The sequence below is a fragment of the Streptomyces sparsogenes genome, assembly GCF_001704635.1.
GTDB classification, from domain to species: Bacteria; Actinomycetota; Actinomycetes; order Streptomycetales; family Streptomycetaceae; genus Streptomyces; species Streptomyces sparsogenes.
Map to the genome: position 1 here is coordinate 1 of NZ_MAXF01000087.1, position 25,791 is coordinate 25,791.

The 25,791-nt window shown below is 70.8% G+C and carries 23 protein-coding genes, 1 tRNA gene and 1 pseudogene; 8 read left to right on the top strand and 17 right to left on the bottom strand.

What is annotated here, in order from left to right:
• The 5 genes from BBH68_RS17310 to BBH68_RS17330 all read right to left on the bottom strand — a co-directional run.
• Window positions 1–211: helix-turn-helix domain-containing protein (locus BBH68_RS17310; RefSeq protein WP_245738092.1), on the bottom strand; the 211-nt coding region annotated here is incomplete at its 3' end.
• Between the two features lie 160 nt (window positions 212–371).
• A complete protein-coding gene (locus tag BBH68_RS17315) occupies window positions 372–2,282 on the bottom strand; it encodes a TerD family protein (RefSeq protein WP_065963411.1) in 1,911 nt (636 codons plus the stop codon).
• A 524-nt stretch (window positions 2,283–2,806) separates the two neighbouring features.
• A complete protein-coding gene (locus BBH68_RS17320; RefSeq protein WP_065963473.1) occupies window positions 2,807–3,184 on the bottom strand; it encodes a hypothetical protein in 378 nt (125 codons plus the stop codon).
• Window positions 3,185–3,290: 106 nt separating this feature from the next.
• Window positions 3,291–3,363: transfer RNA gene (locus BBH68_RS17325), tRNA-Arg, on the bottom strand.
• Between the two features lie 488 nt (window positions 3,364–3,851).
• A complete protein-coding gene (locus BBH68_RS17330; protein ID WP_079151038.1) occupies window positions 3,852–5,312 on the bottom strand; it encodes an MFS transporter in 1,461 nt (486 codons plus the stop codon).
• Between the two features lie 78 nt (window positions 5,313–5,390).
• On the opposite strand from BBH68_RS17330, the gene BBH68_RS17335 reads away from it, so the two are divergent.
• The 4 genes from BBH68_RS17335 to BBH68_RS41970 all read left to right on the top strand — a co-directional run bounded on the left by BBH68_RS17335 (window position 5,391) and on the right by BBH68_RS41970 (window position 8,675).
• The gene (locus BBH68_RS17335; protein WP_065963414.1) at window positions 5,391–6,014 is read left to right on the top strand and encodes a TetR/AcrR family transcriptional regulator; all 624 of its coding nucleotides are present in this window, start codon (window positions 5,391–5,393) and stop codon (window positions 6,012–6,014) included.
• A 113-nt stretch (window positions 6,015–6,127) separates the two neighbouring features.
• Window positions 6,128–7,144 carry a cytochrome P450 gene (locus tag BBH68_RS17340; RefSeq protein WP_079151045.1) on the top strand — a complete coding sequence of 339 codons (1,017 nt, stop codon included), beginning with the start codon at window positions 6,128–6,130 and terminating at the stop codon, window positions 7,142–7,144.
• 159 nt (window positions 7,145–7,303) lie between these two features.
• A complete protein-coding gene (locus BBH68_RS17345; RefSeq protein ID WP_065963416.1) occupies window positions 7,304–7,822 on the top strand; it encodes a SigE family RNA polymerase sigma factor in 519 nt (172 codons plus the stop codon).
• A complete protein-coding gene (locus tag BBH68_RS41970) occupies window positions 7,815–8,675 on the top strand; it encodes a hypothetical protein (protein ID WP_158080307.1) in 861 nt (286 codons plus the stop codon). Before BBH68_RS17345 ends, BBH68_RS41970 begins: the two co-directional genes overlap by 8 nt.
• Window positions 8,676–8,692: 17 nt before the next feature.
• On the opposite strand, the gene BBH68_RS17355 is transcribed toward BBH68_RS41970, so the two are convergent.
• The 8 genes and pseudogenes from BBH68_RS17355 to BBH68_RS41975 all read right to left on the bottom strand — a co-directional run bounded on the left by BBH68_RS17355 (window position 8,693) and on the right by BBH68_RS41975 (window position 17,219).
• Window positions 8,693–10,477: an IucA/IucC family protein gene (locus BBH68_RS17355; RefSeq protein WP_065963421.1), complete on the bottom strand. Its 1,785-nt coding sequence runs from the start codon at window positions 10,475–10,477 to the stop codon at window positions 8,693–8,695.
• A gap of 110 nt (window positions 10,478–10,587) precedes the next feature.
• Window positions 10,588–11,169 (bottom strand): annotated as a pseudogene (locus BBH68_RS17360) (GNAT family N-acetyltransferase); the annotation flags it as partial.
• A complete protein-coding gene (locus BBH68_RS17365; RefSeq protein ID WP_104531329.1) occupies window positions 11,166–12,473 on the bottom strand; it encodes a lysine N(6)-hydroxylase/L-ornithine N(5)-oxygenase family protein in 1,308 nt (435 codons plus the stop codon). The pseudogene BBH68_RS17360 and the gene BBH68_RS17365, both read right to left, overlap by 4 nt.
• A gap of 54 nt (window positions 12,474–12,527) precedes the next feature.
• Window positions 12,528–14,147, bottom strand: a complete 1,620-nt coding sequence (locus BBH68_RS17370; protein ID WP_065963425.1) for a pyridoxal phosphate-dependent decarboxylase family protein — start codon at window positions 14,145–14,147, stop codon at window positions 12,528–12,530.
• Window positions 14,148–14,449: 302 nt separating this feature from the next.
• A complete protein-coding gene (locus BBH68_RS43175; RefSeq protein ID WP_079151041.1) occupies window positions 14,450–15,517 on the bottom strand; it encodes a siderophore-interacting protein in 1,068 nt (355 codons plus the stop codon).
• 48 nt (window positions 15,518–15,565) lie between these two features.
• Window positions 15,566–16,600 (bottom strand): ABC transporter substrate-binding protein, encoded by a 1,035-nt coding sequence (locus BBH68_RS17385; protein ID WP_065963426.1) that lies wholly within the window; start codon window positions 16,598–16,600, stop codon window positions 15,566–15,568.
• Between the two features lie 184 nt (window positions 16,601–16,784).
• A complete protein-coding gene (locus tag BBH68_RS17390; RefSeq protein ID WP_065963428.1) occupies window positions 16,785–17,060 on the bottom strand; it encodes a DUF4190 domain-containing protein in 276 nt (91 codons plus the stop codon).
• Window positions 17,061–17,063: 3 nt separating this feature from the next.
• Window positions 17,064–17,219 carry a hypothetical protein gene (locus BBH68_RS41975; protein WP_170066573.1) on the bottom strand — a complete coding sequence of 52 codons (156 nt, stop codon included), beginning with the start codon at window positions 17,217–17,219 and terminating at the stop codon, window positions 17,064–17,066.
• Between the two features lie 205 nt (window positions 17,220–17,424).
• On the opposite strand from BBH68_RS41975, the gene BBH68_RS17395 reads away from it, so the two are divergent.
• Entirely contained in the window at window positions 17,425–18,066 is a 642-nt protein-coding gene (locus BBH68_RS17395; RefSeq protein ID WP_065963430.1) for a TetR family transcriptional regulator, read from the top strand.
• Here the strand turns inward: BBH68_RS17395 and BBH68_RS17400 are convergent.
• A complete protein-coding gene (locus BBH68_RS17400) occupies window positions 18,032–19,399 on the bottom strand; it encodes a M6 family metalloprotease domain-containing protein (protein WP_065963432.1) in 1,368 nt (455 codons plus the stop codon). The genes BBH68_RS17395 and BBH68_RS17400 overlap by 35 nt on opposite strands.
• Window positions 19,400–19,663: 264 nt before the next feature.
• Between BBH68_RS17400 and BBH68_RS17405 the strand changes: the two genes are divergently transcribed.
• Both BBH68_RS17405 and BBH68_RS17410 read left to right on the top strand, forming a co-directional pair.
• A complete protein-coding gene (locus BBH68_RS17405) occupies window positions 19,664–20,332 on the top strand; it encodes a TetR/AcrR family transcriptional regulator (protein WP_065963434.1) in 669 nt (222 codons plus the stop codon).
• Between the two features lie 256 nt (window positions 20,333–20,588).
• On the top strand, window positions 20,589–22,097 hold the full coding sequence (locus BBH68_RS17410; RefSeq protein WP_065963435.1) for an MFS transporter: 1,509 nt from the start codon (window positions 20,589–20,591) through the stop codon (window positions 22,095–22,097).
• A 226-nt stretch (window positions 22,098–22,323) separates the two neighbouring features.
• On the opposite strand, the gene BBH68_RS17415 is transcribed toward BBH68_RS17410, so the two are convergent.
• Complete coding sequence (locus tag BBH68_RS17415; protein WP_425428819.1) at window positions 22,324–22,833, bottom strand: MarR family winged helix-turn-helix transcriptional regulator; 510 nt, start codon at window positions 22,831–22,833, stop codon at window positions 22,324–22,326.
• A gap of 101 nt (window positions 22,834–22,934) precedes the next feature.
• Between BBH68_RS17415 and BBH68_RS17420 the strand changes: the two genes are divergently transcribed.
• Window positions 22,935–23,732 carry a dioxygenase family protein gene (locus tag BBH68_RS17420; protein WP_065963439.1) on the top strand — a complete coding sequence of 266 codons (798 nt, stop codon included), beginning with the start codon at window positions 22,935–22,937 and terminating at the stop codon, window positions 23,730–23,732.
• Window positions 23,733–23,770: 38 nt separating this feature from the next.
• On the opposite strand, the gene BBH68_RS17425 is transcribed toward BBH68_RS17420, so the two are convergent.
• Window positions 23,771–24,898, bottom strand: a complete 1,128-nt coding sequence (locus BBH68_RS17425; protein WP_065963442.1) for a questin oxidase family protein — start codon at window positions 24,896–24,898, stop codon at window positions 23,771–23,773.
• 146 nt (window positions 24,899–25,044) lie between these two features.
• Window positions 25,045–25,485 (bottom strand): hypothetical protein, encoded by a 441-nt coding sequence (locus BBH68_RS17430; RefSeq protein WP_065963443.1) that lies wholly within the window; start codon window positions 25,483–25,485, stop codon window positions 25,045–25,047.
• Between the last annotated feature and the right edge of the window lie 306 nt (window positions 25,486–25,791).

Sequence of the window (25,791 nt, forward strand, 5' to 3'; positions counted from 1 at the left end):
CCACCGCGTTGATCGGTGGAGCCGCCTTGTTGCTGCCGGACGCGTTGCGTCCGTATCGCCAGCGCTTTCCGGTCCGCCGGTTGATCCCGACGATCCGGCACGCTTCCGTGTTGCTCACGCCCTGCTGCATGAGCCGGAAGTATGCCTCCCGCTCACGCACGAGCTTCCTGGGTCCCTGCGGTTGCCGGTCCTCGCGGATCTCGAAGTCCATGCCACCCCTTGAGCTGGGGTGTTGCAACAACCACTAGAACCCAAGACCGGTCCGGGGCCTTGCGCTTGTCGTCCCCGGCAGAATTCGAACCTGCGACACCCGCACCGCGCCGCCGGGCCTGATCCAGGGACGGAAGGACCTCCGCATTCGGCACCGTCGTTCAGCCGGCGATGTCGACCCCATATCCGCGTGCGAGGGCGTCGAGGCCGTGGTCGTAGCCCTGGCCGACGGCACGTAGACGCCAGAGCGGACCCCTGCGATAGATCTCCACGAGCAGCATCGTGCGTTCGGTGGTGGCGGCGTCCAGGGTGGCCCGGGCGAGAGGTGCCCCGCTGCTGCCGGGGGCCGCACCGATCTGGATCGCGCCGACAGTCCCGAAGGTGGTGGCGCCGTCGATGGCCGCAGCGACGACGATCTTCCGCGTCGCGGGTGGCAGGGATGCCAGGTCGAGGGCGATGGTCTGTTCGGCAGGGCCACCGATCAACAGGCGCGCCGTTCCAGCGGGGCTCTCCGGGGCTCCGTAGAAGATGAAGTCCTCGTCGTGGGCGACCTGTTCGTCCTCGTCGAGGAGGAAGGCGACCACATCGATCTCGCAGTCGGCCTGCGGGGCCCAGCCAGCGGTGACGTACCACTCGGGTGCCGGTCCACCGTTCGGCATGGGCAGGTCGATGACGCCGCCTCTCGGCATCACGTGCGGCTCCTGAGGCCGGAGAACCACCGCGTTCTGGTCCCCCATTGGGGCCGGAGAGGCGAGCCAGTGCAGGTCGTGCACAGGGAGTTGAAGGGCGGTGATGCGCCTCATGCGCCGGTCGCCTTCTGCTCCTGGCAGGAGCACGACGTCAGTGACGCTGGCGGAAAGGTTGATCGCCGCGGACCCGCCCAGCTGGACGACGCGGATACGGGCTGCCGCGGCATCGGCATGGACGCCACCGAGCACCAGTACCCGACGTCCCGCGAGGGGCTTGTCCAAGGTGTCGACCAAGTGCTCCGATTGGCGCGGAGCGGGGACTGGCACGCAGGGGGAGGCCGTGGGGAGGGCAGATGCTTCCGGGGCGGGTACGACAGAAGTCGTAGTGGACACCGGCTCCACGGGCCTGATCTGTTCTGCTTCTGGCTCAGTCACCGGGGCGACCCTGACGGCTGTCGCCTCATGTGCTGTCCCCGGCCGTACGTCGGCCAGCAGCCGCAGGAAGGTCTGCTCGTCGACGACCGGCACGCCTTCAGCAAGTGCGCGTCGGGCCTTTGTCGAGTCGGCCGCCGGTTCGTTGGTGACCAGCACGCTGGTGTGCCGGCTGACGGAAGTCATCATGTTCAGCCCGGCGGCAACCGCCCGCCCGACCAGCTCCGCACGGGCGTAGGCGGTCTCACCGGTGATCGCGACCTTCATCCCTTGCTGGAGCGGCCCGCCGGGAGTCAGACGTCCCGGATTGCGGTAGGCACAGGGAGTCTTCGGTGGCTTCGGCGTGAATTGGGATTCTGCCCGCGGTGGGCAGGCCACCAGCGGCAAGGGCAGATCGAGCCGAGCTGCCTCACGCAGGGACGCACGCAGGACCCCGGCAAGTACCCGGGTGTCGTCCAGTGCATCGTGAGCGCGCTGTTGGGAGACGCCGTAGTGGGCGGCGAGGGTGCCGAGCTTCATGTCGTCGGTGGGCGGATCCACCTGGCGGTTCAAAGCCAGGGTGCACAGCCGCTGCGACACCGGCAGCCACATCCGCGCACGAGCGAACTCGTAGGCGAGGAAGTCGTAGTCGAATTGGGCATTGTGGGCTACCAGGACGCGGTCCTGGAGCATCGCCCCGAGCCGCCCGGCCACTTGGCCGAAGGTGGGTGCACCCTGCAGCCGCTCGACGGTGAGCCCATGCACCTCCACAGGCCCCGGATCACACCCCGGATTGAGCAGCGTCGAGAACTCCCCGGTCTGCTCACCGTCCGGACCGATCGTGATCACTGCAACGGACAGCACCCGGTCCCGCCGGGCTACGAGTCCCGAGGTCTCCACATCGACCAGGGCCCAATCGTAGGCGTAATCGCCCATGGCGGGAACGTCCAAGAAGGGAGAGACGAGACTCATGACGCCAAGGATGATCCGATATGCGACCCTCCTTCAATCTACATGGCGATTTTCGCTCGTTCGAAAGGCCGTGATGAGGCGGTCGTGGTACGCCGACCGCAGAACCGGCGGTTTCGCAAGCGCCGTCGGGGATGCAGCGCCAGTTCCTGGAACGGGTGTACCGGCTGACCCGCGAGTCGCTCCTCCGTCCGCTTGGAACGTCTCCTCGGTCCAGCACTCGCACCACTAAGTCCTGCTGCGTGGGCTTCATGAGCATGTGTGGCCTCCCAATCGGGCGTCCGCGTAAAGCTTCGGCGGTGACCGTGTGGCCTTGGTCGCTGTCGTGGACGATGACTCGGTAAGCGATGACGCTGACCATGCCCAGGCCTCGGCCGCGCTCGGCGTCTTGGTCCTGCTGCTCGACCTTCGGGGCCGTCCCCCGCCCCGCCGTCGTCCGTGACCTTTACCGGGACCACCTGAGCGGAGACCACTACGGCCAGGCGGAAGCTGCCGTACTCCTGGCCGCTGCAACGATGGCCGATGTCTCAGCGATCGACGGCCCAGTGCGCGTCCTCGGGCCAGGATCCCGCGCGGACAATGTGCTCCACGAGTCTGAACGCCTCACCGATGGGCACGGTGTCGTGGTCCAGGTACTCGTCGTGCTGCCCGCTGGACAGAACGAACCCCTTGCTTGATCCCTCGCCTCCTGGGTCCACGGCATGTTCGCCGGGATCGCCCTCTGCGTCGAGCAGCATCACCATCGCTCGCTCGGTGTTCGTGACGAAGGCCACCGATCGACCGGACGTACCGGTCAGCCACGTCTCAGGCAGACCCGTACGGACCCTCGCTCGAAGCGCCCCCAGTACCGCCTCGGACGGCACAGGGTCGGCGCTGCCGTCATCGATCACCCAGCGTTCAGCCATGAGCACGACGATCCCATGGACGAATCCAGGAGACAGTCCCTAGTCGTCTGAGACGGCGAAGGGCCAGCCTGGGAGGAGACCCCTCCTGAGCTGGCCCTTTTCTTTGTGCCCCCGGCAGGATTCGAACCTGCGACACCCGCTTTAGGAGAGCGGTGCTCTATCCCCTGAGCTACGGAGGCGGGGGCTTGTAGAAAACCTTGTCGAAAACCCGAAACCCGATCTTCGGCTTGGCTGAACAAACCCGCTTGGCCAGACGGCCGTGCTCTGATCGCTGGCAGTGCCGAGCGACGGAGCGCGGGGAGATCCCGGCTGACCTCCACACAGGGTAGCGGATGTGCCCACTGCGGTTCGCTCTCGTGGTTACGATTCCCTGGGGCGGCCGCTTGACGTGCAGCTTTGCGAGGCGTGAGACCGTCGAGCCAACGAGCAGGAGCAGGAGCCTCGACTCCGGGGAGGGGTGAATTATCCGTTCCGGGGGTAAGGGCGGCTTTCGTCCAATGGCTGGCGTAGTCGCGAGCGCGCTGACCGCCGAGTGCCTCACGGTCCGGTCGGAAAGATCGTTTGCAGCGGGGCCGACTCAACCGCATCCCCATCCGACGACCGTGTCCTCGGGCGCGCTGGTGGGGCAGAGTCGTGACGAGGTGGTGGTTGCTGTCTGTGGGGATGGTCAGTGCCTTGCCTGGCCTTCCGATGCGGCTGCTGCTGGATCGGCTTTGCGTGGAGCGGGCAGCGCGCAGGCCATGATGGCTACGGCCGTGCACACGACTGCGGTCGCCGTGAACACTGATCGGTACGACGATGTCGGGGTGTCGTGAGCGGTGGCAAGGGTGACGAGTGCGGCGAGTCCGAAGGCTCCGCCTAACTGGCGGGTGGTGTTCATCAGTCCGGAGGCCGCTCCGGCCTCCTGTTCGCTGACGCCCGAGGTGACGGTGGTGGTGATCGGGGTGATGAGCAGGCCCATGGCGGCGGACATGACGATCGCGGGACCGAGCAGGCCGTCCACGTAGCCGCTGTCAACGCTGATGCGGCTCTGCCAGAGGAAGCCGACCGCACCGAGCAGGGCGCTGAACACGATCAGGGAGCGGGCGCCGGTGTGCCGCATGACGGCGGGGGCGAGGCGGGCGGCCGCGATGCCGATGAGGGTGTGCGGGAGGAAGCCGATGCCGGTGGCGAGCGCCCCGTAGTGGAGGACGTCCTGCATGTACAGCGACAGGAAGTACCACATGGGGATGAAGCACGCTCCGGCCAGCAGCATCGTCGCGTTGCCGGCCCAGATCGCCCGCAGCCTCACCAGAGAGGGTGGCATCAGCGGGGCCGCCGCATACCGCGCCTCCGTGACCGCGAACGCGGTCAGCGTCACGATGCCGACGGCCAGGCCCGTCAGAGTGGTCGGTCCGCTCCAGCCGTGTGGCCCGGCCTGGTTGACGCCGTAGACCAGTGCGGTGACGCCCAGCGTCGCCAGCACCGCGCCGGGGGCGTCCAGTCGTCCGGATGCCGTGCGGGGAGGATCGGCGGGGAGCAGCCGTACGGCCGAGAGTACGGCCGCGACGCCGATCGGCACATTGATCAGAAGAATCCACCGCCAGGACAGAGCGTCGGTGAGCACGCCGCCGATCAGGTTGCCCGCCGCGCCGCCGGCCGAACTGACCGCGGTCCAGATCGCGAGCGCCCGGGTGCGGCCGTGCCCTTCGGCGAACGTGATCGTCAGGATCGTCAGCGTGGCCGGGGCCAGGACCGCGGCTCCCAGGCCCTGCACAGCGCGCATGGCGATCAGCAGGCCGGGGCCGGTGGCGAGCCCGCCCACCAGGCTGGAGGAGGAGAACAGCAGCAGTCCCCACAGGAACACCCGCCGACGCCCGTACAGGTCCGCGAGACGGCCGCCGAGGAGCAGGAAGCCCGCGAAGACCAGGGCATAGCTGCCGACGACCCACTGCAGCCCCGCGGCATCGAAGCCGAGCGCGTCCTGGATGGACGGCAGTGCGACATTCACCACCGACACGTCGAGGACCACCATGAACTGAGCCGCGCACGCCAGCCACAGGAGAGCCGACTGACGGCGCGCCGGCGCTGTCGACTGCTCCTCGGGGGCCTCTGAAGTGTCGGCGGCCCTGGCTTCGCGGTGTCCCATGTCTCTTCCCCATCGTCGAGGTCAGCCTTTACCGTACAGCGGTACTATAAAAACTGGTCGAACGGGAAGGGGGCAACCGTGCCGAAACGCGTTGACCATGCCCAACGTCGAGCCCACATCGCTGACGCCCTGGTGCGGGTGGCCGCGCGCGACGGACTGCACGCGGTGACCATGCGTGCCGTCGCCGCCGAGGCAGGCATGTCCCTCAACCTGGTCCAGTACTACTTCGATACCAAGGCCCAGTTGGTGCATTCCGCACTGCTCCACCTCGAACACCAGAGTCATGAGCGGTGGGCAGCGCGGCTGGAGAGCCTGAACGATCCGGAAACCGCGCGAGCCTGCCTTGAGGCGTTCGTCGCCGAAGCAGTGCCGACCGACGAAGCGAGCCGTGCCTTCCGCCTGGTGTGGACTTCCTACGCCGTGCTCGCGATGACCGATCCGGAACTCGCCGAGCAGCCTTTCATCGAGGGCCCGAACCGGCTCGAACGCCAGCTCACCGAAGTCCTGGCCAGGGCTCAGAAGGCAGGAAGGATCGCGGCACATCTGGATGTCTCCATCGAGGCCACGCGCTTGCTGAGCCTCAGCCACGGCGTCGGGACCAGCGTGCTGGTCGGACAGCGATCCGCGACACAGGCCTTGGAGGTGATGCATTACCACCTCGCCCGCTTGTTCAGCGATCCCACTCCGCTCGAAGCCCCATAGCCGTCGGCGACCGGCGCTCACTGATCAGCTTTCGGCCCGCGGGACGCGAGCCGCTGCCTCGCGGGATGAGGCAGCACAGCCAACCGCATCGCATGACGGACAGGAGGAGCTCGGTGACCATCAACGCACAGCAGCCGCGGGACTTTCCCTTCGCGCCTCCCCCTCAGCTCCACCTGGAACCACTCTTCGCGGTCTTACGCGAAAGAGAACCGATCAGCCGTGTCCGCCTCCCGTACGGCGGGGAGGCGTGGTTGGTCACCCGCTATGAGGACATCAAAGAGGTACTCGGTGGCCCCTGCTTCAGCCGGGCTGCCACTCAGCACGCCGAGACGCCCCGGATGCAGCCGGCTCCGGCCGGTGAAGGGGTGCTGATGTCGCTGGACCCACCCGACCATACGCGCTTGCGCAGGACAGTCGCCGGAGTCTTCACCAAGCGCCGGGTGAAGGACCTGCGGCCTTCCGTGGAGCGAATCGCGCAGGGACTGCTGGATGCGATGGAAGTCTCGGGTCCACCGGCCGATCTGGTCGCGTCATACGCGCTGCCCCTGCCCATCACCGTGATCTGCGATCTGCTGGGCGTGCCCGAGGACGGTCGGGACCGGCTACGAGAGTGGTCCGACGCCTTGCTGTCGACTACGGCATGCACTCCTGCCGAGACGGCGGCGGCCGCACAGGCTATGGCCGACTACTTCGCCGCCCTGGTCGAACAGCGTCGGCACAAGCCGACCGACGACTTGCTGGGGGCACTGGTCAAGATCTGCGGCCGGAAGGAGGGGCAGCTCAGCGAGGAGGAGGTGGTCTGCCTCACCCGTGATCTGCTCATCGCTGGTCACGAAACCACGGCGAGCCAGATCGCCAACTGCGTCTACGTTCTGCTCCACCACCCACAGGAGACGGGTCGGTTACGCGCGGACCCTCAGATGATGGCGTGCGCAGTGGAAGAACTGCTGCGGTTCATCCCACTGGGGTCGGGCGGCTTCCGCTCCAGAGTCGCCACCGCGGAGGTGCAGTTGTGCGGGGTGCGGATTCAGCCCGGAGAGACTGTGTTCGCACCGACGGTGGCGGCCAACCGGGACCCGGAACGGAGGCGCGACGCTCTGCACTCGCAGGGCGCACCGGCGTCAGTGTAGCGGTTGGGCCGTCGGGGGTGCAGGGCGCTGGGGGTGGGGGTGGGGGTTGGCCGCCGGTTGGGGGATATCGGGGATGAGGCAACCCGGAACCGGCGGGATGGCGTTCACCATGTGTGAAAGAGGTAGCTCGGACAGGGGCACGATGGCGAGGACACGACAGTGACGGGCGTGGCGCCCGGCTTCGAGGAGTTCGTCGCCGCGCGTGGGCCTCGGCTGTTGCGGGTCGCTTGGCTGCTGACCGGGGATGCTCATCTGGCCGAGGATCTGCTGCAGACGGTGCTGGCGAAGGTGTGGCCGAAGTGGCGGCGGATCGCGGCGGAGAATCCGGAGGCGTATGTCCGCAAGGCGCTGGTCAATACGCATGCGTCGTGGTGGCGGCGGCGCTGGCGGGGGGAGGTGCCGCACGACGAGGTGCCGGATACGCGGGTCGTGCCGGATCCGTTCGAGGGGGTGGATCTGGAGCAGTCCCTGGCGGCGGTGGTGCGTGGGCTGCCGGTGCGGCAGCGGGCGGTGGTGGTGCTGCGGTATTTCGAGGACCTGAGCGTGGAGGACACCGCCGAGGTGCTGGGGTGCAGCACGGGCACGGTGAAGAGCCAGGCGTCCAAGGCGCTGCGCACCTTGCAGGGGCTGCTGCCCGCCGCCGAGATGGTGGCGGACGGTGGTGAGCGTCGTGGGTGAGTCGTCCGGTCAGGGGGACGGGGGCGGCAGTCCGTCCGGGGAGGGGGCGGAGGCATTGCGGGAGGGGGAGGTGCGGGCGCTGCTGGAGCGGGGGGTGCCCCGGCTGGCCGCTCCCGCGCAGCGGATGCGGCGGGTCCGGCAGATGGTGGTACGGCGGCGGAGGAGGCGGGTGGTCGGGGTGGTCGGGGCCGCCGGGGTGGCCGGGGGCGTGGCGGCGGTCGTCACGCTGGCCGTGCTGGGGCATGTGCCGGGCAGGGGGCCGGGGGGTTCCGGGGCGACGGCGACGTATCAGGCGTCCGCCGTGTCGTCGCCCGCCGCTACCGGTCCCACCGCCACTGGTCCCACCGGCACTGGTCCCGCCGCTACCGGTCCCGCCGCCACTGGTCCCGCCGCCACCGGCCCCGCCTTCCGCTATCCCGGGCTGGACGGTCTGACCGTCCGGCTGCCCAGCGGCTGGAGCGGCCGTGACCTCGGGAGTGGGGGCGGAGGCGGTGGGGATGCGGTGGGGCTGGCCGGGAGTCGGCCGGCGGCCGTGGAGAAGGACCGGTGTACGGACATCCGGCGCTACTGCCTGGCGCCGGACGGGCTGGGGCGCGGGGAGGGGCTGCTCGTCCTGCGGCTGGGGCGGACGAACCCCCTGGGGGCGACCGGCCAGCGGGCGCGGCTGATGGACACCCGGCCGGGTGAGTCGTGCCGCCTCGCCGGCGGTACCCGCGAGCTGGTGGGCTGGCGTGCGGCCGGGGATTCCCGGCCGCACGAGCTGATCACCGCCTCCGTCTGTCTCAACCGGCCCTCCGCCGTCACTCTGGAGGAGGTTCGGGGTGTGCTTGGTTCCGCCCGTTTTCAGGGGTGATGCGCCTCCGAAGTCCCTCAGGCCCTGAAAGGCGCTATGGGGTTCTTCAGCGTTCCTACCAGCTGCAGCGCCCCCGCCGGGTCCTGCAGGTCCACCATCTGCTGGTTGTTCCGCAGCTGCAGCCGGTTCAGGCAGGACAGCGCGAATTCGGGCGCGAACATGTCGTACCGCTCGAACTTCTCCGCCAGCTCCGGCGCCGACGCCTGGTAGTCGGAGACGCACTCCGCCACCGTCCGCCAGAACGTCTCCTCCTCCAGGAGCCCGTCGGTGACGAGGATGCCGCTCAGGAAGCGCAGGAAGCAGTCGAAGACATCGGTGAAGATCGACAGCAGCTTCTTGTCCTCGGGGACCTCCACCCGGATCCGCCCGACCGCCGGCGGAAGGACTGCGTCCGGGTCCATGACGGCGATCTCCTCGGCAATGTCCTTGAAGATCGCTCGATGCACCGCGCCGTCCTCGATCACCAGGATCACGTTTTCGCCGTGGGGCATGAAGACCAGGTCGTAGGCGTAGAAGCAGTGCAGCACCGGCTTCAGGTACGCGTCCAGGTAGCGGCGCAGCCATCGGGCAGGCGGGAGGCCGGATTCCTCGATGAGCGCGCTGACGAACGAGCCGCCCTCGGGGTCGGTGTGGAGCAGGGAGGCCATGGTGGCCAGGCGCTGGCCGGGGTCGAGCGTCGGGACCGGGCTCTCGCGCCACAGGGCGGCCAGCATCTTGCGGTACGGGGAGCCCTTGTCGGTGGCGGCCTCGTACTGCCGGTGGTGGTAGCCGACGGCGGCGCGCTCGCGGATGATCGAGAAGCGGGCGGACCGCAGCAGCTCGTCGTCAGCGATCAGGCCGGCCAGCCAGTCGTTGATGGCGGGGGTGGCCTCCATATAGGCGGCGGACAGGCCCCGCATGAAGCCCATGTTGAGGACGGACAGGGCCGTCTTCACATAGTGCTTGGACGGGGCGTCGGTGTTGAAGAAGGTGCGGATCGACTGCTGCGCGAGATACGCGTCGTCGCCGGTGCCCAGGCAGACCAGGCGCCGCTGGGCGACCTCGGCGGCGAAGGTGACCGACAGCTTGTTCCACCACTGCCAGGGGTGGACGGGGATGAGGAGGTAGTCGGCGAGGTCGAGGCCGAGCCCGGCCATGGTGGCGGCGAAGCGGGCCAGGGTGGCCTCGCCCAGCTCCTCGCCGATCAGCCCGTCGTAGTCGAGGTCCGGGGTGGAGGTGAAGGTGGTGTGGTCGCGGTGCGCGGCCAGCCAGATCAGCTGGATCGGGCTCGCGGTCTCGGGGGCGTACGACAGGTATTCGTGCACCCCGAAGCCCAGGCGGCCGTTGTTGGCGACGAAGCACGGGTGGCCCTCGGTCATCCCGGTCTCCACCGTCTGGAAGTCCGACTTGGCCAGCTCGGCGGCGGCGACCGGCTCGCCGCTGAGCTTGTAGGCGGTGCCGGAGAGGGTGGAACTGATCTCTTCCAGATAGACGGGCAGGATCGCGTCGCCCAGCCCCAGCCGTCCGCGCAGGTCCAGGAAGAAGTCCAGGGCGTCGAGGGGGAGTTCGTCGCCGTCCTGGGTGCGGTGGCGGCTGATGCTGTCCGCGTCGACCATCCAGTGGTCCAGGGCCAGCAGGCGGGCCGCGAAGCGGTAGGTGACCGAGCCGTCGTCGCTGGTGACGGCGTAGCGGCCGTCGGGCTGGGGCTCGGGGGTGAGCAGGCGCTCGTGGGTGAACTCGGCGAGCGCCTTGCGTACGAGGAGGCGGCCCGCCCGCTCCCACAGCGCGGGGGTGAGGTGGGCTACGGCGTCGCGGGGGCTCATCCGTGCACTCCTTGCGCTGGCTCGTGCGGCTCGTTCGGCTCGTTGGGTTTGGTGGCTTTGGTCGGCTCGTTCCGCTTGGTCGGCTCGTTCGGCTGCTCTGGGGGCTCCGGCTGTTCCGGGTGCTCGGCTCCCGTCGTTCTCACCGCACTGAACCGATCCCGCCCGCAGAAGCTCAGATACGCCTCCTTCTCCGGTTTTTTCACCCGCCCCGCGATCTCGAAGCCGACCGCCGCGTTGAGCCTGTGCACCGCCGTGTTGCGCACGTCGGGTTCCACCACCACGCGCCGCGTCGCCGGGTCGGCGAAGAGGAACTCCATCACGGTGGTGATCACCGCCAGGGTGAACCCGTGCAGCGGGGTGTCCGCCGGCGCGCACAGGAAGTGCATGCCGACGTCGCCCTCCTGGGCCGGGTAGAGGCCCGCCAGCTCCACGCGGGCCGGGTCGTAGCGCTCCACCAGGAAGGCGGGCCGGTCCTCGTGCAGGCCGATGAAGGCGTCGTGGTGCGGGTGTGCCGCGATCTGCCGGTATTCGGAGGCGACCCGCTCCACGTCGGCGTCCTGCATCAGCCAGAAGGACGCCTTGGGGTGGGTGACCCAGCGGTGGAGCAGCTCCGCGTCGGCCGCCGGGTCGAGGGGGCGCAGGGAGAAGCGGCCGAGCCGGGGGTCCTGGCGCGTGAAGAGAGCGGTGGTCATCGCAGCGCCCCCTCCGGGGCCGCGAACTCCTGGAAGGCGATGGACTTCTCGATCGGGTAGTGCTCGCGGCCCAGCAGCTCGCGGATGATGCACGAGTTGCGGTAGGCGGCCATTCCGAGGTCGGGGGCCACGAAGCCGTGGGTGTGCAGCTCGGCGTTCTGGACGTAGATCTCCCGCCCGGCCGTGTCGACGCTGTAGTCGCGGGCGACCGCGAACCGCCCCGCGTCGTCCCAGGCGATCCGGTCCCGGATGGGCGCCAGGAACTCCGGCACCTGGTAGCGGTAGCCGGTGGCCAGGATCAGCCCCTGGGTGGTGAGGGTGAAGTCCCGGCCCTGCTCCTCCTGGCGCAGCCCGAGCGTGTACGAGCCGGCGGCCGCGTCGTACGAGGCCTCGCGCAGGGCGGTGTTCGTCATCAGCCGGGTCGGGCAGGGGCCCCGGCGGTTCTTGATGTAGAGGAGATCGAAGATGGCGTTGATGAGATCGGAGTTGATCCCCTTGTAGAGGTTCTTCTGCGAGGCATTCAGCCGGTCGCGGGTGTGCGCGGGCAGCCCGTAGAAGTAGTCCACGTACTCCGGGGAGGTCATCTCCAGCGTGAGCTTGGTGTATTCGAGGGGGAAGAAGCGGGGCGAGCGGGTGATCCAGTCGAGCCGGTAGCCGTGCGCGTCGATGTCCTGCAGCAGGTCGTGGTAGATCTCGGCGGCGCTCTGGCCACTGCCCACGACCGTGATGCTCTGCTTCGCCTGGAGCGCCTCCTTGTGCTCCAGGTACCGGGAGTTGTGGATCAGGTCGCCGCCCAGCCCACGGCAGGCCTCGGGGACGTACGGCGGCGTCCCGGTGCCCAGCACCAGCCGCCCGGCGCGCCAGGAGCGCCGCTCGCCGGTGGCCGTCTCGGTGGTGTGGACGACGTAACGGCCCTCCGCCTCGTCGTGCTCGACCGAGGTGACCTCCTGGCCGAAGCGGACGGAGCCGAGGCGGGCGGCCACCCAGCGGCAGTAGTCGTTGAACTCCTCCCGCAGGGGATAGAAGCTCTCGCGGATGTAGAAGGAGTACAGGCGGCCCGTCTCCTTCAGGTAGTTGAGGAAGGAGTACGGGGACGTCGGGTCGGCGAGGGTGACCAGGTCGGACATGAACGGCGTCTGGAGCGTGCTGCCCTCCAGGAACATCCCCGAGTGCCAGTCGAAGTCCGGCTTGCGCTCCAGGAACAGCCCGTTCAGCTCGTCGATCGGATCGGTCAGCGCGGCGAGGCCGAGGTTGAAGGGGCCCAGGCCGATGGCGATGAAGTCGTATGAGTCGGGGGAAGACACGGGGGGCACGGTGGACACGGTGGACACGGGGGTCTCCGGCGGGGTGGAAGGCGGTCAGCTGGCTCGGGCGCGGGGGAACTCCGGAACGGCGGCCTCCGAGGAGGACAGGTACCGCTCGGCGTGGCCCGCGAGGAGGTCCAGGACGTGGGCGATGTCGTGGAGCGAGGTCTCCGGGTTGAGCAGCGTGAACTTCAGGTGGTGCGCCCCGTCCACGACCGTCCCGGCCACCACGGCCTCGCCGGAGGCGGCCAGCGCCTCGCGCGCGTGCAGATTCGCCCGGTCCAGCAGGCCGGGGTCGAGCCGGCCGGGGGCGGGCTGGCCGGGGGCGGGCCGCGCGGCGGACGGGCCGCCGGTGTAGCGGAAGACCAGCGTGCTCAGCTGCGGCCGGGTGACCACCTCGTACCGTGGATCGGCGTCCAGCAGCCGCCAGGCCTCGGCCGCCCGGTCCACCACCTCGTCGAACAGTTCCCCGATGGCGTCCGCGCCCATGACGCGCAGCGTCAGCCACAGCTTGAGCGCGTCGAAGCGCCGGGTGGTCTGCAGGGACTTGTCGACCTGGTTGGGGATGAGCCGCTCCGCGCTGCGGGCCGGGTTGAGGTAGTCGGCGTGGTACGTGGCGTGGCCGAGCGTCGTACGGTCGCGCACCAGCACGGCGCTGGAGCTGACCGGCTGGAAGAAGGACTTGTGGTAGTCGACGGTGACCGAATCGGCGCGCTCGATGCCGTCCAGGAGGTGCCGGCGGCGCGGGGAGACCAGCAGCCCGCAGCCGTACGCCGCGTCGACGTGCAGCCAGACCCCGGCCCGCTCGCACAGGTCGGCGATCTCGGGCAGCGGGTCGATGGAGCCGAAGTCGGTGGTCCCGGCCGTGGCCACGACCGCCATGACGACCAGGCCCTCGCGGCGGCAGCGGTCGAGCTCGCGGGCGAGCGCGACGGTGCGCATCCGCCGGTCCTGGTCGCACGGGACGGCGATGACGGCCTCGTACCCGAGCCCGAGGACGGCGGCCGCCTTGGCGATGGAGAAGTGGCTCGCCTGGGAGGCGAGGATGCGCAGCCGGGGCAGGATCCGGGGCTTGGTGACCGGGGCGCCGGCCGCCGCGGTCTCCTTCTCCACCAGCTTGCAGGCCTCGTCGCGGGCGAGCAGCATCGCGTGCAGATTGGACTGCGTGCCGCCGCTGGTGAAGACGCCGTCCGCCGCGTCGCCGAGCCCGAGGCGCGCCGCCGTCCAGTCGATCAGACGCCGCTCGATCAGCGTGCCGCCGGCGCTCTGGTCCCAGGTGTCCAGCGAGGAGTTGACGGCCGACAGGACCGCCTCGCCGAGCAGCGCCGGAATGACCACCGGGCAGTTGAGATGGGCGAGGTAGCGGGGGTGGTGGAAGTAGACGGCGTCCTTGAGATAGACGCGTTCGAGCTCGTCGAGGGCGGCGGCCGGATCGCCCAGCGGCCGGTCCAGGTCGACTCCGGAGATCTCGGGGGCCAGTTCGGCGGGGGTGACGCCGGTGAACGGGCGGGTGGTGCGGGCGACGGTGGAGGCCACCAGACCGACGCCGTCGGCCAGCGAGCGGCGATAGCGCTCGGCCGTACGGTCGTTGAAGAGGTGGGCCCTGCCATCCGCCGCCCCGGGTATCGGCCCTGACGACGACGGGTCCTCAGCGGGGTGCGCGAGGAAACTCACGGTCTGTCCCTTCTGGGGGTGCGGGCATGGGGAAGCTGCCCTGGACGCGGGCACACGGATGCCCTGGACGCGGCATGGGGGTGCGTGCGTGCCCTTGGACGGGGGTGTGGGGTGTGGGCGTGCGGTTGTGCGGGCGTGCGGGGTGTGGGCGTGCGGGGTGTGGGCGTGCGGGGTGTGGGCGTGCGAGGTGTGGGCGTGGGGCTGTAAGGGGTGCGGGGTGCGGGGGCGTGCGGCGTGAGCCGGGTGTGCGCCGGCCGGGCTGGTGCCGGCCGGGCCGGGGGCGTATCGGCGTGCGGCGCCGGTCAGTCGTCCTCGGGCGCGGGGCCCGTGCCGGTCACGGCCTCCTCGACGAGCTGCTCGTCGGTGGCCCCCAGCCGCCAATAGCCGGTGAACGTAACCGCCTTGCGGTCGAAGGCGCGCTCGCGGACGAGGTGGCGGCGCAGCGCGCGGACCGTCCCGGCCTCGCCCGCGATCCAGGCGTACGGCGTGCCCTCGGGCAGTGTCGCGGTGCGTACGGCGTCCAGGAGGAGGGCCGAGCGCGGCTGGCCGGGGTCGGCGCCGTCGCGGAGCAGCCAGACGATCTCGGCGTCCGCGTCGGTGGGCAGCTGCTGCAGGTCCTCCGCGTGCTGCACCTCGATCCAGACCTTGGCCCGGGTGCCGGCCGGCAGCCAGGCGAGGATGCCGGCGACGGCGGGCAGCGCGGTCTCGTCGGCGGCGATGAGCATCCAGTCGGTGCCGGGCGGCGGGCGGAAGTCGACGCCGCCGTTGTCGGGGGCGGTGGGGCCGAGGACGAGGGCGCGGTCGCCGGGCCGGGCGCTCGCGGCCCACCGGGAGGCCGGGCCACCCGCCGTGGCGCAGCCGGAGGCGGAGACGGCGGAGCCCGAGGTGGTGGAGCCCGAGACGGCGGAGCCCGAGGTGGCGGAGCCCGAGGTGGTGGAGCCGGAGATGGTGGAGTCCGAGGCGGCGGAGCCAGAGGTAGCGGAGGCGTCGGCGCCGTGCAGGGCGAAGTCGACGTCGAACTCCTCGGGTTCGCGCCGCTGCTCGCGCACGGTGTACGAGCGCATGACGGCGCGCCTGGCGGGGTCCATGGCCCGCCACACCGGGAACCACTCCTGGCCGGCCTCGACCGGCACGAGCGGGGCCTCCTGGTGGGGGTGCGGCAGGAACAGCTTGAAGCGCTGGTCACGGCCGCCGGAGACGAAGTCCTTCAGGCCGTCGCCGCCGAAGGTGATGCGCACCATGGACGGCCCGAGGGCCCGGGTGCGGACAACCCGTACGTCGAAGAAGCGGAAGGGGACGGAGGCGGGGGCCGGGAGTTCGGCCGGGGCCGGGTCGAGGGAGGTGTGGGGGGCGGTGGCTGCGGTGGTCATGGAGAGGGGTCTCTTCCCTTCGCTTGCCGGGGGCCGGCGATACGGGGGTCAGCTGACCTTCTTCGCGTCCTGGATGGCCTTGGTGAGGGACTCGACGAGCGGCGCGGCGCCCGCGTACGAGAAGCGAGGCTCGCTGCTCCAAGGGGCGATCTGGCCGGCCTTGACCGCGGGGAGCTTGGACCAGGTCGGCTTGGCGGTCAGGTCCTTGGGCTGGAGGGTGGCGGTGCGGTTGTCGAGGAAGAGCAGGTCGGCGTCGTACTTGTCGGCGTTCTCCCAGCTCAGGCTCTCGAAGTAGCCGCCCTTGTCGGTCTTCTGCGGGACGACGAAGTCGACGCCGAGGTCGCGGAAGTAGATCAGGTCGGCGTTGACGGCCGGGTTGGAGACGTAGAAGAGGTCGGCGCTGGCGGAGCAGGCCATGACCTTGATCTTCTTCGACTTGACGGTCTTGCGCAGCGTCTCGACGGCGGCCTCGAAGCGGGCCTTGGCGTCGGTGACCTTCTTGGCCTTGAGGTCGGCGCCGAGGGCGGCGGCGAGTTCGGCGTAGCGCTTGATGGGCTCCAGCATGGAGACCCGGCCGGTGGTGAGGGCGGCGCTGGGGGCCAGGGCGAGGATCTTCTCCTTGGCCTCGTCGGGGATGTAGAAGAGGGCGCCGGGGTCGTACATGTTCGTTATCAGCAACTGGGGGTCGAGCGAGGCGTACTTCTCGACGTTGAACTGGCCCCAGGTGTTGCCGAGCGAGGTGACCTTGTCGACGTCGAGGTCGCCGGCCTGCACGTCCGGCTTGCCGTTCTTCAGCTTGGTGGGGCCGAAGACGCCGACGATCTGGTCGTCGACGCCGAAGTCGTACAGCGCGGCCGCCGAGCCGATGTACGCGACGACGCGCTGGGGGCGGCCGCCGAGGCTGATCTTCTTCTTGCGGTCGTCGGTGAAGGACCAGGAGCCGCCGCCGCTTCCGCCCGTGCCGCCGGAGGAGTCAGAGCCGTCTTTGCTCCCGCAGGCGGTGACCAGGGCGCCGAGTCCGGCGAGGCCACCGGCGGCGAGCAGCCCGCGGCGGGAGAGGGGGAGGGCTCTGGGGTGGGGCATGGGACGCCTTCTCTCGATGCGTACGGGGGCGGCCACGGGCATCGCCCGAGGACGTAGTTAGGTTAGCCTAACCAACTTCGATGTCCAGGGGGCGGGCCGCCATCCCTTCCGCTCCGCGTACGGCAGCGGCCCCTCCACCGGGTCGGGTGGAGGGGCCGCTGGGGGACGCGGTGCTGAGGAAGGGTCAGCCGAACTGCCAGAAGACCGTGTTGTCCAGCGTCACCAGGACGACCAGCAGGATCACGTCGATGAATCCGAGGGTGAGGCCGAGCAGGGCCCGGCCGCGGCGCTCGGTCTGCCGGGCGATCGCCAGGGTGCCCAGGACGATCGCGCACGGTCCGAACACGGCGTTGAACAGCAGCAGTCCGATCAGACCGAGGACGAACGAGGCCACGGCCATCCCGTCGGCGTCCCGGCGCCGTGCGGCCGGCGTGGTGCGGGTGGGGGCGGTCAGTGCCATGGGTCAGCTCTCCTTGTGCCCGGTGCGTTCGCGGATGAAGAAGATCAGCAGCCAGGTGCCGATGGCGGCCGAGGCGGCGAGGAAGACCGGGAGCGGGGTGTGAGCCGCCGCGCCCAGAAGGATCCCCGCCAGGGCGAGAGCCGCGACGATGAAGAGCATGTGTGCCTCTCTCGGATAGCTGGACCTGGGTTGCGGATGGCTTGCGGGTGCAGCTTCGTGAACAGCCGGTCGAACCGGGGTGAACGCCGTCGGGTGCGCGTGGGCACCGTTGGGTGAACACTTGGAATGACAGTTGTTCACTGACTTCAAGAGTACCCCCGCACGCCCCTGGTAAAAGTCGGCGAACGGTTGTTTACTGAATGACGTGAGTCACACCCTCGGGGTCCGGCAGGCCCAGAAGCTCAAGACCCGGCGCGCGCTGCTGGACGCGGCGCTGCGGCTGCTGGAGGACCAGAGCCTGAGCAGCCTGGGGCTGCGCGAGGTGACGCGCCTGGTGGGCGTGGCTCCAGCCGCCTTCTACCGGCACTTCCGCGACATGAGCGACCTCGGCGTGGCGCTCGTGGAGGAGTCCCTGGGCAGTCTGCACGCGATGGTCCGGGTGATCCTGGCCGAGCGGGACGGGGACGAGGAGCGGATCGAGGCCACCGTCGAGGCGGTCGCCGAGCATGTGAGCCGCTATCCGGCGCACATCCGCTTCATCGCGCGCGAGCGCCACGGCGGCGTACGGGCCGTACGCGAGGCGATAGCCGCCGAGCTGGGCCGCTTCGCCGACGAGGTGGCCGAGGCTTTCGCGCCCCCGCTGACGGCGGACGGCTGGTCCGCCGGGGACGTGCGGATGCTCGCCCAGCTGTATGTGGACCACATGGTGATGACGGCGACCGCGTTCCTGGAGGCCCGGCCCGGCGACGGGTCCGCGGACCCGGAGGCGGTCCGGGAGGTGGCGGCCACCGCCCGCAGGCAGCTGCTGCTGATCAGCCTCGGCCGCCGCCACTGGCGTACCGGGTGATCTCGACGCGGTAGTCGCCGCGCGAGTCGCGCTCGGTGACCCGGACCCGGACTCCGGTGCCCAGCGCGCCGCCGGTGAAGGTCTTGCCGGGGGTGAAGGTCGCGTCGCTCAGCCCGGGGTGCACATTGCGCTCGTCGGTGCAGCCGTTGCCGCCCGGGGTGCTGTCCACGACGGTGATCGGTCCCCGGCCGGAGTCGACCCGGGTGTCCACCCAGGAGACCAGGACGCCCGGCTGGCACACGGCGTCGTCGTTGCCCTCGTTGGTCCGCGCCTCCACGGCGTAGCCGGCGTACGGCGAGACCGGTATGAAGATCAGCTTCATGCCGCCCCGGCGGCCGAGCGGGCTCAGGGCCCGCCGGGTGATGCCGGGGCGCGCGACGCACTCGACCTGCCGGGCGCCGAGCCAGCCGAGCTTCCACTTGTGCCAGGCCAGCAGGTCGTTCCCGGCGCCCCAGTCCTCGGACATCACGTCCCAGTGGCCCGCGCTGTCCCCGCCGCGCGGGGTGTAGAGGTCGGGGAGCCCGAAGACATGCCCGTTCTCGTGCGGGAGCACGCGGTAGCCGGTCTCCCGGAGGGTGCCGGAGCCGTCGTCCTGGCGGCTGTAGACGAAGGAGACGTTGGCCAGGGGCACGCCGTCGGCGATCGGGGCGTGCTGGTTGTCGGCGTAGGTGACGGACAGCACGGCGCGCGCGGCGGGCGGGCCGGCGTTCGGGGTGACCAGGATGTTTACCAGGTCGTAGCGGCTGAAGTCGACACGTGGATCGGCGGCCTTGACGATGTCCGCGACCAGCCTGCGGTAGCCGGGCTCGAAGGAACTGCCGCGCTTGAGGCCGTAGCTGCGGAAGGGGTGGGGCATCCGCAGCCAGCGTTTGATCGGGGCCACGGGTCTGTAGTTCAGCCGCCCGTACGAGCCGCGCTTGAACCACCGCGAGGTCTGCGGGAAGAACTCCGCGTAGCGCTTGCGGGCGGTGCCCCGGCCCTTGGCGTCCGGGAAGTCGATCATGAGGGTGAGGGCCCTGACCTTCCCGGTGCTCCGGACGTAGCCGTGTCCCGTCGGCAGCCCCTCGGACATCTGGAGGTCCTGGCCCGGGGTCAGGGCGCAGGGCGCCAGGGCGCCGTACGCGGGGTTGGCCGCCAGGGCGGGGGCGCGCGCCGGATGGTCGGGCGCGGGGGGCGGGCCGGGGGCCGCCGCCGGGGCGGCCGCCATGGCCACCGTGAGCACGGCGGCCGCGGCGAACGCGCTGCCTCGGCGGGGCCTGCGTATTCGGGGGCGCGCGCGGTGTCGCGTCCCGTGTCGCGGGCGGTGGCGAGTGGTCTCGCTGGAGTGCTTCATGGCGAGTCCACCGTCTGGCGGCGCCCGTCCGGGCGCCCGTGGGGTGCGGCCGGACGGGGGAAGGAGCTGCTCCGTCCGGGCTGTGCGGCGGCCGAACAGGTGTGAGACAGGTCACGGCTGCTCGTGAAATTTCCGGGGACCGCCTCCCCGTTTAACCGTACGTACGAAACGGGGACCGACTCCCCGGAAACGTTGAAGACCGAATCATCGCCGGCGGAAACGCCGCAACGCCGCAGTAGCCGCAGTGCCGAAAGGAGCGCCGCCGTGGGAACGACCACCGCCCAGCAGCAGTCCGCTGCCCAGCAGCCCGCGCGCCCCAGGCTGCGCGCCGATGCCCTGCGCAACAGGGAGCGGATCGTCGCGGCCGCCCGCGAGGTGCTCGTCGAGCACGGCGCGGAGGTCTCGCTCGATGAAATCGCTCGACGCGCGGGGGTCGGCAATGCCACCCTTTACCGGCACTTCGCGGACCGCCGGGAGTTGGTGCACCACGTCACCGTCTCGGTGATGGAGCGCATCGCCGACCAGGCCGAGGCCGCCCTGGCGGAAGAGCCCGACGCCTTCTCGGCGCTGCGGCGCTTCGTCCACGCGGCGGCCGACGAGCGGGTCGGCGCGCTGTGCCCACTGCTTTCCGACGGTTGGATCGACAAGGAGCACTCTGACCACATCGCCGCGCGCACCCGCCTGGAGGACGCCATAGGCGCCCTGATGGCAGCGGGGCGCGACTCGGGCCAGCTGCGCGCCGACATAGACGTCGGCGATCTGATGGTCGCCCTGACCCAGCTCACCAGGCCGCTGCCCGGCGGCGCCTGCGTGAACTTCCACCTCTTCGTGCACCGGCACCTGCAGTTGTTCCTCGACGGACTGGCTGCCCCGGCGCGCTCCGCCCTGCCCGGCTCCGCGGCCACTTTGGAGGATCTGAAGCGTCGTCCGTGACGCACATCTCACGGCGTCCGGTCACCTGGATCGATTACTTCTCGCTCGCTCGCCAGTCTTCTCGTCGTCAGCAACGGCTCGTGGCGTGGTCGCCCACGTCACATACCGTGCGCGTCACATTCCGGTGCGCCGCTCCGTCGTTTGTTGTGACGCAGGTTTCAAACGTCCCGTATTTCACCGTCCCGTTAGCTCATTTCACCGTCCCGTAGCCCACCGTTCCGTTTTTCACTCTCCGCACCAGTAGGTAGGCCCCTCCATGCCTGAAACGGCACAGAACGTCGATCCCCGGCGCTGGAAAGCGCTGATATTCATCGCCCTCGCCCAGCTGATGGTCGTGCTCGACGCGACCATCGTGAACATCGCGCTGCCCTCCGCCCAGAAGGCGCTGGACATCTCCGACGGCAACAAGCAGTGGGTCATCACGGCCTACGCGCTGGCCTTCGGTGGGCTGCTGCTCTTCGGCGGACGCCTCGCCGACCTGTGGGGCCGCAAGCAGACCTTCGTGGTCGGCCTGGTCGGCTTCGCGGCCGCCTCGGCGCTCGGCGGCGCCGCGCTGAACTCGCCCATGCTGATGGGCGCCCGCGCGCTGCAGGGCATCTTCGGCGCGCTGCTCGCCCCGTCGGCGCTCTCGCTGCTGGCCGTGACGTTCACCGACGCCAAGGAGCGCGCCAAGGCGTTCGGCATCTTCGGTGCCATCGCCGGTGGTGGTGGCGCCGTCGGTCTGATCCTCGGCGGTGTGCTGACCGAGTACATGAACTGGCGCTGGACGTTCTTCGTCAACATCCCCTTCGCCATCGTCGCCGCGGTCGGCGCGATCGCCGTGATCCGCGAGCCCGCCGAGAGCCGCAACCCGTCCAAGCTCGACATCCCCGGCGTCCTGCTGGCCACGCTGGGCCTGGTCTCGCTGGTCTACGGCTTCACCCGCGCCGAGAGCGACGGGTGGACCGCGGGTCTGACCGTCGGCCTGTTCGTCGCGGCCGTCGTGCTGCTGGCCGCCTTCGCGGCCGTCGAGTCCCGGGTCAAGGCGCCGCTGCTGCCGCTGCGCGTGGTCACCAACCGCAACCGCGGCGGGGTCTACCTGGCGCTGGGTCTGGCCGTCATCGGCATGTTCGGTCTGTTCCTGTTCCTCACCTACTACATGCAGATGGTGAAGGGCTACAGCCCGGTCAAGACCGGCCTGGCCTTCCTGCCGATGATCGTCGGCATGATCACCGGCTCGACGCAGATCGGCACCCGGCTGATGACCCGGATCCCGGCCCGGATGCTGATGGGCCCGGGCTTCCTGGTCGCCGCGGTCGGCATGCTGCTGCTGACCCAGATCGACCTGGACACCTCGTACCCGCTCCTGATCCTGCCGGCGTTCCTGCTGCTGGGCCTCGGCATGGGTACGGCGTTCATGCCGGCGATGAGCCTGGCCACGTACGGCGTGCAGCCGCGTGACGCGGGTGTCGCCTCCGCGATGGTCAACACCTCGCAGCAGGTCGGCGGCGCGATCGGCACCGCGCTGCTGAACACCATCGCCACCAGCGCCGGGCAGGAGTACGGCAAGACCCACGCGGCCACGGCGAAGTCGCCCGAGCTGCTGCTGGTGCAGTCGCAGGTGCACGGCTACACCGCCGCCATCTGGTGGGCGGTCGGCATCCTGGTGGTCGCCGCGGCCCTCGCCATGGCCTTCGTCAACGCCGGACGGCAGGACGGCGGCCCGGCGGCCACGGGCTCCGGCGAGGGCGCGGCCGAGGACGCGATCCCGGTCATGGCGCACTGAGACGGGCCGCCGCGGGGGTTCGCCGGCGGTAACGGACGGAAGGCCCCGCTCCGGGCTTGGGTTCTCGTGGTTGTTGCAACACCCCAGCTCAAGGGGTGGCATGGATTTCGAGATCCGCGAGGAGCGGGGCCTTCCGTCGTTGTGCGCGAGTGGCCCTGCTGTGTCCGCCGTGGACCTTCGGCGCCGCGGTCGCCGGTGTTCGCCGGTGGCCTCGCCGTTGTGCGGTTCAGCGGAGCCAGGGTAGGTCGGCGCCCTCCGGCTGCAGACCGTCCGCGATGATGCGGCAGATGTCCCCGAACTGGCCGACCTGCTCCGGGGTCAGGCGGTCGAATATCGCCGAGCGCACCGCCTCGACATGGCCGGGCGCGGCCTTCTTCAGCACCTCGAACCCCTCGTCCGTCAGAACGGCGTTCTGGCCGCGCTTGTCGGAGGGGCAGTCCTCGCGGCGCACCCAGCCGTTCTTCTCCAGACGGGTGATGGCGTGCGAGAGGCGGGAGCGGGTGATCTTCGCGGCCTCGGCCAGCTCGGTCATCCGCAGCCGGTGGCGGGGCGCCCAGGAGAGCTTCACCAGCAGGCCGTAGTACACGTGCGGCATGCCCGCGTCGCGCTGCAGCTGACGGTCGAGGTGGTCTTCGAGCAGCATGCTCGCCTGGATGTAGGCCTGCCAGGCGTGCTGCTCGTCATCGGTCAGCCAACGGGGTTCTTCGACGTCTGCGGGTGTCTTCATCGCTTCCACAAGTCCATTGTAGGAGCCATTTCTTGAACTTTAAACTAGTAAGCCGCTAGAGTGGTCACGTCCATATTATTGAGACTTCAAGCTCTGTTCCGGGAGCCGCCATGTCCGCCGCCACCTCGCCCGCGTCCGGTGGGCGCATGCCCGCCCTCTACCTCAGCCACGGCGCCCCGCCGCTCGCCGACGACCCCGTCTGGCCCGGTCAGCTCGCCGCCTGGTCGGCCGGGCTGCCCCGGCCGACCGCGATCCTGATGGTCTCCGCCCACTGGGAGGAGGCGCCGCTGGCCCTCGGGGCCACCCGGACCGCGCCGCTGGTGTACGACTTCTGGGGCTTCCCCGAGCACTACTACCGGGTGCGGTACGACGCCCCCGGCGCGCCCGGGCTCGCCGAACGGGTCCGCAAGACGCTGCGCACGGCGGGCACGCCCGTCCAGGACATACCGGACCGCGGCCTGGACCACGGCGCGTACGTCCCGCTCGTCGAGATGTACCCGGACGCCGACATCCCCGTCCTCCAGGTGTCCATGCCGACCCTCGATCCCAGCGAGCTGATGGCCATCGGCCGCAAGCTCGCCCCGCTGCGGGACGAGGGCGTGCTGATCGTCGGCAGCGGCTTCTTCACCCACAACCTGGCCGCGCTGCGGAACGCGGGGCCGACCCCGCCCGGCTGGTCGACCGAGTTCGACGACTGGGGGCGGCGGGCGCTGGACGCGCGGGACGTCGACGCGCTGCTGGACTTCGAGCACAAGTCCCCGGCGGGCCGCCTGGCCCACCCCCGCACCGAGCACTTCGCGCCGCTGTTCGTCACCCTGGGCGCGGCCGAGTCCGACCTCGGCAGCCAGCGGAGCGTCATCGACGGCTTCTGGATGGGGCTGGCCAAGCGGTCCGTGCAGTTCGGCTGACGGGTGCGCGGGGCGCGCGGGGGTGCGCCGGGCCCCGGTCAGGCAATCGGCTCGATGAGCGCGCACCCCTGAAGGGCCGCGGCCAGGGCGAGGTCGTCGCCCGCTTCCCGCATCGCCGCGACGTCGAGCACGGTGTCGGTCAGCTTGATCGCGTGCTCGTCGCCGTGCGCGGCCGCGCGGGCGAAGACCTCCTCGGCCCGCTCGGCCGGCGTCGCCCCGGCCGGCACGGAAGGCAGCCGGTCGGGCGGGAGGGGCGCGGGCGGGGCGTACGCGGCCAGCACCGCCGCGCTCGCCGCCCACGCCGCGTCCAGGCTCGGCGCCCACAGCTCGCGGGGCAGTGCGGGCAGGGTGCGCAGCACGGCGTTGGGCGCGGTCACGGCGTGGACCAGCATGACCGGCTCGCCGTGGCCGTGGGTGGCGTAGCGGTGGGCGGCCGCCCGTACCAGCTCGGCCAGCAGCGCGCGCGCCTCGTCCGCGCCGAGCGCCCCGGGCGCGGGGGCGGGCCAGACGGGGAAGGCGGCGAGCTGGGCCAGGCGGTCGCGGATGCCGCCGCTCTGGTCCGCGACGCGCGGCACGGCGGCCAACGCGTCGGCGGCGGTGTGCGGGGCGGGCCCCGGCAGCCGGTCGAGCGGGGGCAGCGGGGCGTGGCGGGCGGCCCAGTAGCCGAGGGCATGTGCCAGCTCGTGGGTGCGGGGCCCGGGCGCGGGTTCGGCGGCGCCGGGCGGCCCGGCCGGGGCGTCCCCGGCGCCGGTCGCGGGGCGGGTGCCGTCGAGGAGGGTGCGTACCGCGTGGCCGACGCGGATCACCGGATGCGTGGCCCCGCCGGCGATCCCCGGCAGCAGCCGCGGCCACCACTGGGCGAGGACCTCGCGCCAGGGGTGGTCGGCGAGCTCGCGGGTGAAGTACGCGGTCCAGTCGGCGATCCGGCGCGGGTCTCCGAGGGCCTCGGGCCAGTTCCGGTCGGTGACGGTGGCGTAGGGGCTCGGCATGTCCTCGAGCTTGTCGGCGTAGAGGTCGAGCCAGCGGTGCACCGAGGGGCCCCGCCCGTGCCGGACCAGGGCCTCGACGGCCATCGGCGCGTGATTGCTCAGCCAGCCGCCGCGCTCGGGGCCCGCGGCGTGCAGCCGTTCCAGTGCTTCGTCGAGAGTGCCGCTCGTGTCGTCCATGCGAGCCACGCTAGGGACGGTCGCCGCCTGCCGGAACGGTCCGGCGATGTACCGGCGCGGGGCCCGGGGACCTACGCCGCGCGGCCCGGGCCCGTGGACCCGGGAGCCGCTCGCGAGCGGCTCCCGGCCGTGGGAACGCGCCGTCCTCAGTCGTCGGTGTGCGTGTGGAAGACGTAGAAGGACGCGGCGTACATGCCCAGTCCTCCGGCCAGGCCCATGATCGAGGAGCGGAACACGGCGTGCTCGCTCAGGCTGTACAGGAAGCCGAAGGCGCAGCCGAAGAGCGCCCCGTACGCGGCCGCCCGCAGCTCCGGCATCAGCGCGGGTCCGAACTTGCCGATGAGGTAGCAGAGCGTCCCGGTCACCAGGGCGACCACCGCGCCGAGCAGCCCGGCCCAGCCCACGGGGGTCCCCTCGTTGTGGGTGATGAACATCGCCCACCCGCCGTGGAGGACGCCCAGGGTGGCCGGGACCACCCAGGACGCGGAGGGGTGCGGCCGGGCCCGGACGTGGGGGTGGGGGAGGCGTAGGTGCGGGTGGTGGCGGTGACGCGCCGGAGCGGCGGTGGGGGCGGTGGGGGCGTTCATGGCGGAGTCTCCTTCCTGGGCGCCCTGACCTCTCCCTGTCCAGCGCACACCTGGGCGACGGCCCCGGCAACTCGGTCAGCCCCCCGGCGCCTGCCCGGACCGGGCCCGGCGCGCGCCCGCGCAACCAGAATCCGGCCAGGGACGTCTTCGGGGGTGAGAGCAACCGCGGGCGCCACCGTCCGACGGGGGACGGTCCGGATCGGGGGTGATGGCCGTGGCTCGGACCGCGGGGCCCCAAGCGGGGTTCGGAGCGGGGACCGAATGGGTCGTCGGCAAGGGCCGGTGGGCCGCCCTCGACACCCGTCC